The sequence below is a fragment of the Bacillus sp. RC240 genome (genome assembly GCF_044907945.1).
Taxonomy (GTDB): domain Bacteria; phylum Bacillota; class Bacilli; order Bacillales; family Bacillaceae_G; genus Bacillus_A; species Bacillus_A mycoides.
The window spans coordinates 122,535-137,491 of the sequence record NZ_JBIYCT010000006.1 but is presented as its reverse complement, the minus strand read 5'-3'; the positions used below and the strand labels follow the sequence as shown (position 1 = coordinate 137,491).

At 33.9% G+C, this 14,957-nt stretch carries 10 protein-coding genes and 2 pseudogenes; 6 read left to right on the top strand and 6 right to left on the bottom strand.

All coding sequences use genetic code 11. The features are described from left to right. Positions 1 to 158 precede the first annotated feature (158 nt). Positions 159 to 1,414, bottom strand: a pseudogene (locus ABH955_RS19770) (Y-family DNA polymerase). A 254-nt stretch (positions 1,415 to 1,668) separates the two neighbouring features. Here ABH955_RS19770 and ABH955_RS19765 point away from each other — a divergent pair. After that, positions 1,669 to 2,139, top strand: coding sequence for a DUF5065 family protein (locus tag ABH955_RS19765; protein ID WP_404491547.1), 471 nt, complete (start codon positions 1,669 to 1,671; stop codon positions 2,137 to 2,139). A gap of 178 nt (positions 2,140 to 2,317) precedes the next feature. Here the strand turns inward: ABH955_RS19765 and ABH955_RS19760 are convergent, their stop codons facing one another. Both ABH955_RS19760 and ABH955_RS19755 read right to left on the bottom strand, forming a co-directional pair. Further along, positions 2,318 to 3,079, bottom strand: a complete 762-nt coding sequence (locus ABH955_RS19760; protein ID WP_404457122.1) for a hypothetical protein — start codon at positions 3,077 to 3,079, stop codon at positions 2,318 to 2,320. A gap of 614 nt (positions 3,080 to 3,693) precedes the next feature. Then, the gene (locus ABH955_RS19755) at positions 3,694 to 4,506 is read right to left on the bottom strand and encodes a MerR family transcriptional regulator (protein WP_000440177.1); all 813 of its coding nucleotides are present in this window, start codon (positions 4,504 to 4,506) and stop codon (positions 3,694 to 3,696) included. Between the two features lie 84 nt (positions 4,507 to 4,590). Between ABH955_RS19755 and ABH955_RS19750 the strand changes: the two genes are divergently transcribed. Then, positions 4,591 to 5,763, top strand: coding sequence for an MDR family MFS transporter (locus ABH955_RS19750; RefSeq protein ID WP_000384374.1), 1,173 nt, complete (start codon positions 4,591 to 4,593; stop codon positions 5,761 to 5,763). A 128-nt stretch (positions 5,764 to 5,891) separates the two neighbouring features. Then, the gene (locus tag ABH955_RS19745; protein ID WP_404491546.1) at positions 5,892 to 7,322 is read left to right on the top strand and encodes an IS4 family transposase; all 1,431 of its coding nucleotides are present in this window, start codon (positions 5,892 to 5,894) and stop codon (positions 7,320 to 7,322) included. Positions 7,323 to 7,625: 303 nt separating this feature from the next. Here the strand turns inward: ABH955_RS19745 and ABH955_RS19740 are convergent, their stop codons facing one another. Beyond that, positions 7,626 to 8,378 (bottom strand): WecB/TagA/CpsF family glycosyltransferase, encoded by a 753-nt coding sequence (locus tag ABH955_RS19740; RefSeq protein WP_404491545.1) that lies wholly within the window; start codon positions 8,376 to 8,378, stop codon positions 7,626 to 7,628. Between the two features lie 205 nt (positions 8,379 to 8,583). On the opposite strand from ABH955_RS19740, the gene ABH955_RS19735 reads away from it, so the two are divergent. Together ABH955_RS19735 and ABH955_RS19730 are read left to right on the top strand one after the other, a co-directional pair. Then, complete coding sequence (locus tag ABH955_RS19735) at positions 8,584 to 10,020, top strand: IS4 family transposase (RefSeq protein WP_404458074.1); 1,437 nt, start codon at positions 8,584 to 8,586, stop codon at positions 10,018 to 10,020. A 142-nt stretch (positions 10,021 to 10,162) separates the two neighbouring features. Next, positions 10,163 to 10,396: pseudogene (locus ABH955_RS19730) on the top strand (GNAT family N-acetyltransferase); the annotation flags it as partial. A 265-nt stretch (positions 10,397 to 10,661) separates the two neighbouring features. Here the strand turns inward: ABH955_RS19730 and ABH955_RS19725 are convergent. Both ABH955_RS19725 and ABH955_RS19720 read right to left on the bottom strand, forming a co-directional pair. Further along, positions 10,662 to 11,207, bottom strand: a complete 546-nt coding sequence (locus tag ABH955_RS19725) for a hypothetical protein (RefSeq protein WP_404491544.1) — start codon at positions 11,205 to 11,207, stop codon at positions 10,662 to 10,664. A 14-nt stretch (positions 11,208 to 11,221) separates the two neighbouring features. Then, complete coding sequence (locus ABH955_RS19720) at positions 11,222 to 13,969, bottom strand: S-layer homology domain-containing protein (RefSeq protein WP_404491542.1); 2,748 nt, start codon at positions 13,967 to 13,969, stop codon at positions 11,222 to 11,224. Between the two features lie 341 nt (positions 13,970 to 14,310). Between ABH955_RS19720 and ABH955_RS19715 the strand changes: the two genes are divergently transcribed. Then, positions 14,311 to 14,886, top strand: coding sequence for a recombinase family protein (locus ABH955_RS19715; protein ID WP_048516953.1), 576 nt, complete (start codon positions 14,311 to 14,313; stop codon positions 14,884 to 14,886). Positions 14,887 to 14,957: the final 71 nt, after the last annotated feature.

Genomic DNA, 14,957 nt, shown 5'->3' with positions numbered 1-14,957 from the left:
GTAAATTAAGTCTGCTAACAAATAATAACTGTTAAAATAGATATTTCTTGCTGTTAGGAATAGTGGATGTATCTATCTATTTGTATAGAGGAAGCATATCTTTGCCGCAAATGCCTGCCACTTGACCATTAATCGTCCTTTAGGTATCTTTGAATTCATCATGCTTTATGGCCCCCCAGTAGTGTATTTCGATATCTAGCCGTAGCTGAGCTTGTATATGATATTCCCCTTAGTATACTGTTCTTTCCGAAGCGATCTCTAATTTCATCCATTGCCTTTGTTAGTTTAACTTCTTTTTCACGTTGTACAATGTTATCAAATAATGAAATCTGCTCCTCTCCCTCATTTAGTAAATTTGATAGTGAAATACTAACTGATCGAATTGGCTCACCAGTATACAGTGCGTGTAAATAGTATTTACAGATGTTATATATATCCATGGTCAAATTAGTTGCTCTATTCATTGTATGCCTTTTTCGTATGCCCCCTCCATATTCTGCACTGTACCCTACTGAAAACTGTATCGTTTGAGCAAGTTTATTTTGTCTACGGAGACGATAACAAACTTCTTCAATATGCTCTAATAATATAATTGAGAATTCATCTATATTATAATTACGTAATAGAATTTGGCTCTTACCAACTGAAGTCGTTGCAGGTACGTATTTCTCAGATATCCAACTAAAATCTATGCCATTACTATGTAAATGGTACTCTTCCCCCATTTTGCCAAATGATTTTTTTAGATAATGAAGAGGATAATTCGCTAAGTCACCTATTGTATATATCCCTTTTTGATTTAATTTAGCTTCTGTTTTATGTGAAATTCCCCAAAATTTACTTAAAGGGCGTATAGGCCATAGCTTAGTTGGAATATCTTCGTATCCCCATTGTGCGATCCCAGTTTCATTTTTTTTCGACTCCAGGTCAAGTGCTAGCTTACTCATGAGTATGTTTGGTCCTATACCGATTGTACATTCTAGTCTTGTTTTACTATATATTTCTTTTTGAAAATTAACAGCGAATTCATAAGGTGTTGAAGCAAATAAATGTAGTGATAAATCCAATTCTAATGCAAATTCATCGATGCTATATTGAAAAAAATCCTCAGGTGCTACATATTGTAATGCTAAACTGGTTATGTAATTAGAACATTTAATATAAGTTTCCATATTAGGGTTAACGACTATAATATCTGATCTTTTAGGTAGTTCCCAGCTCCTATCCATTTTTTTGACACCTAATGCTTTTAATGGTGGAGTTGCCGCAAGTACAATTGAACCGCTACGATTAACATCCCCCACTACAGCAAGTTTTGTGTATCGAGGGTCTTAACGCAACTAACTGATGCGTAAAAACCCTTAAGGTCAACGAAACAAATTTTGCGGTTAGTTAAAAGGGAATAGTCATACATAATTAATACATCCCCTTCAAAAGAACGTTTGTTCTGTGTATATTATATACGAACTAACGTTCTTTTAAAAGGTGGTTTTTCATTTCAGGATAAATAAATATGAAACACTAGTTAAAAATTCTTTTTTATCGATTGATTGGCAGGAAAATCTGTATATGTTAAAATCTAAATAGAAAATATTACCATCTAATGATTAGACAGCTGTTTTTCATGAGTAAGATTTTAAAGTTCTTAATAAACTAGGAGGCTTAAAAATGAAACTTTTAGGGAAAGTAGCTATTATTGGAGCATTAACTATTGGAGGAAGTGTATTTTCCTATACTGTTGGAAGCATTACCCCTGCTTCTGCTGAATCTCAATTTATACAGAAAGCATCACCAGTTTTCGATGACTGGCAATGGCAAAACTATTTTTTACTCCATCATAATGCAGACTTTCTACAAGAATTAGCTGTTGGTGATTTGAAGCATGGAGATACTTTTGACATTACAATTTATACAGGTGGTAAAGATACAGGTATTGTAAAGATATATCGATTAAGTGAAGATGAGAATGAAGTAGTAAATATGCAAAGATATAAAACAATTTATGATACTGGTACTGAGCATAATTATGGTAGATTTGTAACACCTATTACATCAGTTTATACGCCAGGATCATATGTAGCTGTTATGAAACTTGGAGAAAATTATTATTATGGTGGCAGCTTTAAAATTAAAAAATAATGAATGTTAATTTCACTAATGATAATATTTTTGATATGATTAATGTATAATATAAACATAACTCATGTAATAGTCTAGGCGGTTTGACCAACGGCCGCTTAGCTAATGAGTTATACCCCTTAGAAAAGGTACCTTGCAGCAGGGGTACCTTTTCTTTTATTTTTAGTGGTAAATTATTTTAAATAAAAGCTATATAGTTAAAAAGTATAATGATTAAATTGTAATTGAAGTGAAGTATGTATCCCATATGAATATTTTTAAATATTAGAAAGAAAATCATTTGCGCGATAGCTGGTATACCAATGATAGTTAAACATTGTACCCAATTATAATTATACGTAGAAAGATGGAGTACTCCAAATGAGCTTCCAGACAATATTAAAGAGGCTGTAATTGAAGTAATGGGGCTTATTATGAAGGAGCGTATGATCTTGTGCCAAAAGAACAATATAGATACAAACATAATGTTCTCTCCGATTAATTGAATTGCAATCCCAGGCGTTTTGTGAAGCATATTAGTAATCCCTTCATTCCCAATGGGATTAGATGTTCCTTTGAATGTTGTAAAAGATATTAGTACGGCTAAAAATAACAACATAATAGCATAAATAATGAAAGCACTGAAGAAAGAAATTTTTAGCTGCTGGAAAGTGATTTTTTTAGAAAACAAAAATCTTTGATCCCACATAATAAATAGAAAAACTAATGAAATAGGAAAAGAAAAATAAACTGATTTAATTATGTATTGCATCAGTATATCTAATTCATTTATATAATTAAGCGTAAATGAAGGGAAAGGTATGTAAACTGAAATAATACAAAATATGATAAGTATTAGAAGCTGCAGATACGTTTTATTTTGCACTAAGCAATCTAAATATGTGTTGGCAGCACTTAATACGTTTAAGGACTGCTTAAACTCTTTAAAAACTGCGTTCATAACACTCCTCCATTTGTATAAAAGTAAATACATTTAATTCATACCCTAATATGCCATTCTTCCCTAAGTTTATTAAATGTAATCTCATCTCTACACACTATATAAAATTTCACGTATCGTATTTGTTAATTATATTTAAAATATAGTCAACAAGGGGATTTCTATGCCAAAAGAAAAAGCATCCCTCTGGATGCTTCACTTATTATATATATCAATTAAATATTGCTTCATCATAATGTGTATCCCTTAATTGGGGTCCCACCACATGCCCATCAAGTTAAGATATCATAATACCCCCAGAACGAATTTTTTACATGTTAATCGTTTTTATCGTTTTGGGGTAACTCGTCCTTGTTATCTTGATAGCGATGGGGTGCCGCCACATCACCATCAAGCTAAGAAAAGCAAATACCCGAAAATGAGAAAATTGACGTCTCCAGATTAAAACGTACAATTTTCTCGTTTTGGGGGTATTTTAAAATTTCAACTTGATGATGGGGTATGCCCTACTAAACATAAAGTTCGATTCTCTTTTTATCACTTTTTTTAAAAGTACTCGCTGCAATTGTTTTTCCTATTTTTAATTTTTACTAAACAAAGATAACATTATAGCTTTAACTCTTTAAACACTTTGTTACCTGTATACTAATTTTAGTAAGATATTCCTCCTTATTATTAGTTCTTAATGGATTGTAGAAGTAATCTTCATAGGCATTTCCTTCAATAACATAGCCCTCTGATTTGATAAATTCCGTGATATTGTGGTATGCGGATTCAATATCTTTATAAGATCCTTGGTGATAATATATGACATAAATTCCTCCTGGTTTTGATTGACCTGTTTCTAAATCACTATAACAAAATAAGTGATCTACCTCCTCATATCTTTCTTGAATCAGGCTCTCTCTTGTTATCACAGATCCAATAGGAGCAGGAACAAACAAGCCTATTTGCTTGCTAAAATGTTTTACCCAATCGAAATCGGTCATGCTATTTTTCGAATTTACATCGCTTAAGAAAATAGATTTTTTCTGTGTCTTTTGGATATAAACCTTCCCAACTTCAACGTTTTTTCTTTCTTCTTCCATTGAAATAATACCCTTAAAGAAACGACGAATTTGAATTAATTTCTCAATTTCTTCTTCCACCAGAACTGTCTGCTGTTTTGCCATTTCAACAAGTTTGTAAGTGTTGGGAGAATTAAGATATTCTTTTAGTTCCTCAATCGAAACTCCCACTTTCCGAAGAGATTGGAGTGTTGAGAATGTATTAATTTGATCGTAGGTATAATATCGATAACCATTGGGAAGTTTACCGGCAGGTTTAAAAAGATTAATTCTATCATAATAAAACAAGGTGTCTTTTTTCACCCCAAAATAACTAGCAAATTCTCCTGTACTTAAGGTTTTAAGGTTTTTTCTCTCCAAGTTAAAAACTCCTCTTGACTATAGACTAACTCCACACTTCATACTAGCATAAGCAAACGCATGTTAATACAGGAGGTTTTTATTATGGATTATTTTCACCCCCTCGTCTGGCAGCTGCTCGGTGGTACGACCTTCGCCCGCACAGCTAGCTTTATGACGATACCATTTTTAGCACTTTATTTACAAAATGATTTACATGCCTCACCAATTATGATTGGTTTAGCAGTCGGTATTTCACAATTGACTGCGACATTTGGTGGCTTCTTCGGTGGTTTCTTTACTGACCGGTTTGGCCGAAAAAAAATTATCATCATATCGATGTTCTGTTGGAGTATAGTCTTTTATGGCTTTGCATTCGCAAACTCTGTTTGGATATTCGTTCTATGCAATGCTCTCAACGGTATCTGTCGTGCATTTTTTGAACCAGCTTCACAAGCTTTGATGATTGACTATACTGACGAAGATAGGCGTCGTCGCCTATTTTCAATTCGATATACTGCCATCAATTTATCAGCTGTGATCGGCCTTTTGCTCGGTATTGTCATTTCAAAAGCATCATCAATAAGTTTTCCATTCCTTATTACTGCAACGATGTACTTATTGTATGCGATTTTCTTAGTCATCACTTTACGACGTATAGAGGAGCAGAATACGGTCAATGTTACGCAAGATATTGGCGACTTGATGCGTGTTCTTTTACAAGATAGCACACTTATGTTGCTCATTATTGCGAGTGTTATTTGCAATTTCGTATATATGCAAACAGAGGCAACAATGCCACAATTGCTTAATTTAACTATGGCAGACGGAGTAGCATTATATTCAGTTCTAATTGTGATTAATGCTGCAACAATCGTAATTCTTCAATTGCCACTCGGCATTTTAAGCGAAAAAGTAGCAATCAAAACAAGTCTTATTTTCGGGGGCGGACTATTAGCACTTGGTATGTTAATCTTCCACTTCGCTGATAATTGGACACTTTTTATTGTCGGTATGGTTGTGTTCTCACTTGGTGAAATTTTTGTTTTCCCAATGACGAGTGCTATAGTCGAAATGATTGCACCCGCGCATCAAAAAGCAACATATCTTGGTTTTATGCAATTTCAAAACTTAGGTGGCTTCTTAGGCCCAGTGCTTGGTGGCTGGTTGATTATCCATTTTGCACCACAATTGTATTTGGTGATGGTTAGCCTATGCTTAGTAGTTATTATTTGCTACATAGCAGCTTTACGTGGCAAATCATTTCGAATGTCTTAATACAAATAAAAACTGTGACTACATGAGGTACGGTCACATTACCATAAAGCTAAGGTTTCACACTATTCATTAAGCAAAAAAGACGTTATTCTTACTGTAGAATTATAGGAAAGGATGGCGTTTTTTGTATGTCTAATTCTGTATTTGACGACTTACAATTATTTGCACAGGAGATAAAGAGTCTTTTATCCCCAAATACCTTACAGAATCTAGCTAGAGATGTTGGATTTGTACAGCGAACAAGTAAGTATCAAGCACAAGAGTTAGTAGCTTTATGCGTATGGCTAAGCCAAAGTGTAGCAAAAACTTCCTTAACCCAGTTATGTAGTTGTTTAGAAGTATCAACAGAAGTACTCATCAGTCCTGAAGGACTAAATCAAAGATTTAACGCCGCAGCCGTCCAGTTTCTACAACAAGTTTTAGCCAAACTTCTAAACCAAAAGTTATCTTCAGCTAAGCTAATTTCTTCTCCATATACTTCTATTTTCAAGCGTATTCGTATCTTAGATTCAACTGCATTTCAACTCCCGGATGTATTTTCATCGGTTTATCCAGGTGCAGGAGGATGCAGCCATACAGCTGGGATAAAAATTCAGCTTGAGTATGATTTGTTAAGCGGACAGTTCCTACATATTCATACAGGTCCAGGTAAACAACATGATCGCACTTACGGCTCTCTGTGTGCCCCAACTGTGGCAGCGAATGATTTATGTATCCGAGATTTAGGTTATTTTCATTTAAAAGACCTTCAATATATACAAGATCAAGAGGCCTACTATATTTCTCGTATCAAGTCGAATACACGTATGTATCAAAAAAATCCTAACCCTGATTATTTTCAAGATGGAAGAATTAAGAAAGGTACAGAGTATATACAGTTAGATATGGAGACGGTAATGAACTCCCTTCAGCCAGGACAAACATGGGAAATAGCTAATGCTTATGTAGGAATGATTGATAAAGTGTCAGCTCGTGTAATTGTCCATCGATTAACAAAACAACAGCAACAAAAACGATTACAAGATCAAGCTGTAAGAGAAAAAAAGAAAGGAATGAAGTATTCTCCTCGTAGTAAACGACTCAGTGGTATCAATGTATATATGACAAACACTTCTACAGATATTGTCCCGATGGGACAGGTACATGACTGGTATTCTTTGCGTTGGCAAATCGAAATTTTATTTAAAACGTGGAAGTCATTCTTTCAAATCCATCATTGTAAAAAGATAAAATCAGAACGATTGGAGTGCCATTTATATGGCCAATTGATTGCCATTCTACTCTGTTCTTCTATCATGTTTCAAATGCGCCAATTGCTCCTCATGAAGAAAAAACGAGAGCTTAGTGAGTATAAAGCCATATATATGATTAAAGACTATTTTCTTCTTCTATTCCAAACTATACAAAAAAACACCCAAGAGCTATCAAAGGTGTTACTCCGCCTGTTCAATCTCCTACAGCAAAACGGGCGGAAATCTCATCGATATGAGAAAAAAACGGTCTTTGATATATTAGGTGTCGTTTACAATTGTACCATGTCTGATAATCAAGCCGCTTAATTCAAAAAAGTGAAACCCGTTAGGGTTTATTTCGTATGCAAATCTTTCAATCACCTACACTTGCCCTTTAGAAAAAGAAACAATCTCGCCTAAAATTGACTTTGCATAAGCTTAGCTTGATAGCGATGGGGTCCCACCACATGCCCATCAACTTAAGAATTTTTACTACCCCTAAGTACAAAAAAACGTTATTCTTTCTAAACAATCTAAGAAAAAAGCAACCTTTCTTTTTAAGAAAGGTTACTTTTTTCTTATTCCCTCTTTTCGGGAGATAGACATGTATGGTGACCCAATTAAAAGAAATTAATTAGTTGTTTTTTTAAGCCTCTCTGCACTAACTGATAACAAAAACTTTGGAAGTACAAGCTGTCTTTTTATCCTCTTAGGCTGTGTTATCAATCTATATAACCATTCTGTTCCTGTATTCCTCATAACTTTAGGTGCTCTTTTTACCATACCTGACCAGATATCAATCATACCCCCAATCCCGATAGACAAAGGTACGTTTAATTCTTGAAGATTTTCATAAATAAATATTTCTTGCTTTGGAGATCCTAATCCTACTAGTAATAAATTTGGTTGAAACTGTTGTATTTGAGCGCTGACCTCTTCCATCTGTTCTTGATTTACAAAGCCATGATGTCCTTGGAAAATAGCATGAGGAAAGGACGTTTTTAAATTTTTTATTGCTTTCTCATTATTTTCTGGCGCAGCCCCAAAAAGAAACACTCGATATCGATTTTGATTACATTGATTTATTAAATCATGAGTTAAATCTGCACCTGTAGCTCGTTCTTTCAACTTTCCATTTAAAATTTTGGAACCAAGTATAACACCTATTCCATCAGCTGTTATTAAATCTGCAGATAATAGAATATTTTTAAACTGCACTGATTCAAACGAGGTCTGTTGAGCAAACATCACGATTTCAGGATTAGCCGTAACAACAAATCTAGGTTTATCTGTTTTTTCAGGTAGCCAATCTTTTAATAAATTTACTATCTGTTTATACTCCAAACTACAAAATGGTATCCCTTTTATATACTGTTGTTCCATTTCTCTCGTATAACCTCCGCTCATATATTGTTACAATTTTGTAAATCAACCAAATGTTCATTCTCTTGTTATTTTATCATAAATAAATATGTATATCTTATTGAGGTATGACAACATGCACATCGAGTTAAGATAAATTTGTCTCCCTATAATCAAAAAAACGCTATTATTTTTGTAGAAATATGCAGAAAGGATGGCGTTTTTTATGAATCTTTCGATTCAAGATGAACTACAATTATTTGCTGAAGCTTTACATCAACATCTTACTCCTTCATTTTTAGAAAAGCTTGCTAGAGAACTAGCTTTTGTACAACGAAAGCGTAAGTTTTCAGGTCACGATTTAGCTACTATTTGTGTCTGGATAAGTCAACGAGTAGCGAGTGATTCTTTAGTGCGGCTATGTAGCCAACTTCATGCTATTACAGGAACTCTTATGAGTCCAGAAGGGCTCAATAAACGTTTCAATAAAAAAGCTGTTTGCTTGTTAAAACATATTTTCTCTGCATTATTAAAAAATAAAATTTATGAAACATCAGTGATTCCAAGCTCTTCAATCACCTATTTTCAACGGATTCGTATTTTAGATGCGACGATTTTTCAAGTGCCAAAACATTTAGCTAGTGTGTATCCTGGATCAGGTGGTTGTGCACAAACAGCGGGTATAAAGATTCAATTAGAATATGATTTACATAGCGGACAGTTTTTAAATTTTCAAGTTGAACCGGGGAAGAATAATGATAAGACCTTTGGAACAGAATGTTTAGCGACATTACGGCCTGGCGATCTATGTATTCGGGATTTAGGCTATTATTCACTGGACGATTTAGATCAAATGGACCAACGAGGCGTGTATTATATATCGCGGCTTAAACTAAATAATATGGTGTATATCAAAAATGAGTTTCCTGAATACTTTCGAAATGGGACAGTAAAAAAACAGTCTCAGTACATCAAAGTTGATTTAGAACACATTATGAATACCTTAGAACCAGGACAGGTCTATGAAATAACAGATGCTTATATTGGAAAGGATAAAAAACTATTTACACGAGTTATTATATATCGATTAACTGAAAAACAACTTCGAGAACGTAAGAAAAAACAAGTGTATACGGAAAGTAAAAAGGGTATTACGTACTCAGAGAAAAGCAAACGATTGGCTGGTATGAACATTTATGTTACCAATACACCTTTGGAATGGGTTCCGATGGAACAAATACATGATTTTTATTCCCTCCGCTGGCAAATTGAAATTATCTTTAAAACTTGGAAATCCTTATTTCAAATTCATAATTGGCACAATATCAAACGAGAGCGATTAGAATGCCACATTTATGGAAAACTCATCGCTATTTTTCTATGTTCTTCTACTATGTTTAAGATGAGACAATTAATTTTACAAAAGAAGAAAAGAGAATTAAGCGAATATAAAGCCATTGGAATGATTCAAGACCATTTATACATTCTTTATCAAGCTATACAGCAAAACACCCGAGAAATAACAAAGATTTTAATCCGCCTGTTCCATCTTCTACAGAAGAATGGACGGAAATCTCACAGATATGAGAAGAAGACAGTCTTTGATATTATGGGTGTTGTCTATGAGTATAATGGATTGAGAAAACAAAAGAAAATTGCATAATTAAAAAAGTGAAACCCGTTAGGGTTTATTTGGTATGCGCATTTTTAAGAATATACTTCTATTTTCAGAATGTTTTAACCCTCCTGAACAAGAGTTCAGTTTGTTTACACTCTTAAGTTGATGGGCATGCGGCTGAACCCCTGATAGGCTTTATGTTCATAAAGATTATCAAGGGAAAGGTATAGCTTCAGCTTTTGTTGATATGCTTGAGTTAGAGGCAAAAAGATTAAACTTTTTAGAGATTATCACAGAGGCCAGTATTACTGCCAAGTCATTCTTTAAACACAAAGGGTACCAAGTAATCTGTTCACAAATTATAGAACGTAAGGGCATTAAATTAACTAATTATCGAATGGCTAAAAAGATAATAGCATAATTTCGCTCTACTACTAGCTATATACTCTATAAGGGCATCCATATTTTGAAACCACAATTTATACCAAAGTAGCTGTTTGGCCCCAGGTTAAGAAAACAACTATAAATTCATCACTAAGCTAAAAACCGATTTCCTTAGCGTACAGGAAATCGGTTTTTTCTTTGCTAGAAGTTGCTTAGCGTATAATTTCCGCGTTTTGTCGGCAGGACCCCTAATAAAAGTCGTAGGAACTATTACCTACGACTTTTTACTATTTAAAATTTCATTAATCTGGACAAATATCTAAAACATCATGAAAAAGAGCATATTCTACAGTCACCTGAGGGCCAAAGAAAGTTACACCCTCTGGGAATTTGAGATCCATAATAACCTCATTTACTTCTGCATAGGATAGTTCTGTATAATTTTTCGATGTTAAAGATTGAATGACTTGTTGTTCGAATTCCAATTGTTGAATCGTATAGGCCTGTGTGCTATCTCCATCTAAAGTGGACATGAGTGACGTATCATCAGGACAGTCAACTGAAAATTCATGTTGTAAGTAAAACACGGGCACCAATTTTGAAATTAATAAAGTACTGCTGTATTTTACTTGTAAATTATCTTTTTTATAAGGTTCAAATTTGAATATAATTTTTTCCGCTGGCCAAATATCATCATTGTAGAAAGGTGTTGTTTGAATGCGTGCATTATTAATAAATACAGTTAATTCTTTTGGTAATTCAATTCTTTTTTCGCACCTAAATAAATATTCATTTGCGTCACCATTTATATAAAAACGTTGTATTGTTTTTTTTACTAATTCTTTCATAAATAAATCCTTTCTTAACCCATTCTCAAATCATGTCCCCCAGATTTATCCGCAGGTTTTGTTGAGTTTAAATTGAAATCTACTTCCCCCTGGTGTTTTCCATTCCTATTAAGTACTTCAAATCTTCCATGTTGTGTATCTAAAGCATAAAGATTTTTTGTTTTTGAATCAACATATACGTCTCTTTTATTAAGTTTGCTTAATTTATTGCTCTTTTCCCAACCGTTTTGATTTGCAATGCCTTTTGAGGCTATTTTTATTTCAGCAGCTTTTTCATTTATATTCATTTTTGCAATTTTTTTATCAAAGGCTGCTACATCGAAAGAACCTTCAGATACATTTTTTGTTACATTACCGAGATTCTTAGCCTTTTTCTCAAGATCGGCAACCTTCCCAAAAACTTTACCAACAACTCGTGTTGTACCACCAGATACGACGGCCAGTGTCCCCCATACATAATCGTCTGGACCATATTTTTGACCTGTTACTAAGTCTTCCCCTTTTATGAGTTGTCCAATTTCTTTTGCTGTACCAATCATAGGTGAAAGACCCAATATGAATGATAAATCTCCATCATTCTTACGATCATATACTCTAGATGGGTCAGCACCTAAATCAAGTAGTGCATTATTCAATTCAATATTTCCAATGTTTTTGGATGCTGCAGGTACATCAATTTTATAACTCGCAATCTTATTAGCAGAGTCCATAATGTTATTGGCAGCATCTAATCCAGACATTATATCTGTATGTAGTGTTGGGAATGTTTGTTGGGCTTCTGCAACATGCGTTGAGACACTATTAATTAGTTCATCAGCCATTACGGCTTGTTTATGAAGTGATGCCCCAGCCTTCTGTACAGAATCACCAAATTTAAGGAAACTTTGATTTACAACACGTAAATCAGAAGCCATTTGTTTATATTCAGGTAATCTGCTTTTAAACCCTTCATGCATAGCTGTAACTTGCTGTCCGTAGTCTCGAACACCATCTGCAAATTTACTGATTTCACCTTTTGGTAATGTGCCAACCCATTTTTCTGCTGGTTCAACAAATGTATCATTGATTGTAAGCCAGTAAAAATTCGTTTGGTCAATCAGCGCTATCGTGAGTTCAGTTACAGCGGTCAAAGCATCTGCATACCATTCGACCATTTGCTTTTTATACGCCGTCATATCGTTAGCATAATTTTGAAGCTTGATCTTATCTTGTTGTGCTAAGTCTTTACCATTTTGAATTTGTTGAATAATATTACCTGAATCCTGATTCACTTTATCTATCACCATAATGCTATCTTTTAGTAGCATTAATTTGTGGATTTTTCCAAAATCCTCATTCATCATCTCTAAAGTTGCGATGGTAGAATTGTATTTTTCTTTTACAGCTGGATCAGCTTCTTTTTCGTAAATCTTATCTACTGTATTTTTTAAATCAGATTGTTTTAGTGTCGTTAGTAATTCTGAGATACTTTGCGCGAGTTCACTTGATTCAACTATAGCCACATCATCATTTTTAGTTTCTTTTGCTTTTTTAAAGCGTTCGGAATATTTTTTTACCAACTCAGCAGAAGTTTTTAAATCTCCAATATCTTGACGAATCGTATCTATTTTATTAGATAAGGATTGATCAAATACGACTGCAAATAATTTTTGCACAACGTATGTTTGACCATTATAGTTCACCTTAAACCATAGAGGACCGTCTTCCCCTACCACTTCAAGAATTTCATCGTCTCCAATTTTTATAGGGTCAAATCCTCTTACAACTGTTCTTGATTTATAGATATTTTGGTCAAGGGATTGGATCGTTATCCACCCTTTTACCATTTTACCTGTTCTGTCAAATTGGAATTGTTTTCCTCTGTAGGTTACATCGCCTTTTTGAATAACACCGTTATCGTCTGCATAATACCAATGGGTAGTTTGAGAGAACCATCCTTTTTCTGCGGCCCCACTTACCTTATCAAAATAGTAGTCCTTTCCGTCTACAGTATTCCATCCCGCCGCTAGATTACCATTTTTATCGAAGAGATATGTATCATCCCCTGAACGCAATAATCCGGTATGTTTCACGCCTGGTTTATCATAATAGTATTTCTTTTCTCCCTCTACAACCCAGCCAACCGCTTCATTATTTTTTATACCTGATACTGTCATAATCGCCCTATATAAGAACATAGAAAATTGCTCTCTTGTGACAATTCCATTTGGATTAAAATTGCCGTCACCTGTACCACTTGTTATTTTGTTACCAGCTAATATGTTGACATATTCGTTGGCCCAGTGATCCTTCATATCCGTAAATTCAAAATTTCCTTGCGGCTTTAAATCAAATGTTTTTACTAGCACAGTGGCCATTTCAGCACGTGTCATATTATTTTTCGGATTGAATTTTTTCTCAGCATTTACGCTGAAAATCCCCCGTGCTGTAAGAGCCAAAATTTCTTTTTTGAAATTGCTCTCACTAATATCTACAAATGGGTTATTGGCACTGTCTTGCGGTTTTAAGCACCTATATAAAAAGGCTGCAAGATGTTCGCGTGTGATTTGATCCGTGGCACCAAAATATCCATTCCCATAACCAGTAATGATTTTATTTTCAGCCATGTACATCATTTCTTTATACGCCCAATTTGTTTTTGGCACATCGATAAAGGATAATGTAGTTTCTTGATTATTTTGTTCTGCATAAGCTGTTCCTAATGTACTGAATAATAAAATACATACCATAGAACTCAAAAATAATTTTTTAATTGTATTCACAATAGACCTCCTATTCAATTGTTAAAGATATAATTTCAAAATCAGCACTTATTTAAAACTTCGGCTTCCTCTGTAAACATTGGTGCATAGGTAGAAAATAATTAAAATAATGATAATATAAGTCCTATGATTTTCTTCATACTCGCATCTCCTTATCAATTCGTGAAAAACCATTTAATTATATATTAGATTTTATTACTATTAAAATAAAAAATACAAATATGCATAATTGCATGTCTACCTTCTCAATAGGATGTACTCTATTGATACAAGTGCAGTAGAATGATAAAATCATAGTTAAGAGTGTCTCATAAGACTTGTCTCAAAAAAGAGGTGATATTTTGCGAAAAATCGGCTATATACGTGTCAGTTCGACTAGCCAAAATCCTTCAAGGCAATTTCAGCAATTAAACGAAATAGGAATGGATATTATTTTTGAAGAAAAAGTTTCTGGAGCAACAAAGGAGCGTGAGCACCTTCAAAAAATGTTAGAGGATTTACGGAAAGATGACATTGTTTATGTTACAGATCTAACTCGGATCACTCGAAGTACGCAGGATTTATTTGAATTGATTGATATAATACGAAGTAAAAAGGCAAGCTTAAAATCAATCAAGGATTCATGGCTAGATTTATCAGAGGATAATCCATACAGCCAATTCTTAATTACAGTAATGGCTGGTGTTAACCAATTAGAGCGAGATCTTATCCGCATGCGTCAACGTGAAGGGATTGATCTGGCTAAGAAAGAAGGAAAGTTTAAAGGCCGGTTAAAGAAATATCATAAAAATCACGCAGGAATGAATTATGCCGTAAAGCTATATAAAGAGGGAGAAATGACTGTAAATCAAATTTGCGAAATTACAAATGTATCCAGGGCTTCATTATATAGAAAGCTATCGGAAGGGAACAAATAGTCATTCCTTATTCCATTAAAGGAGCATATTCTTCAAGTCTTATATAATAAATTAAAAAGTTTTTTAACTAA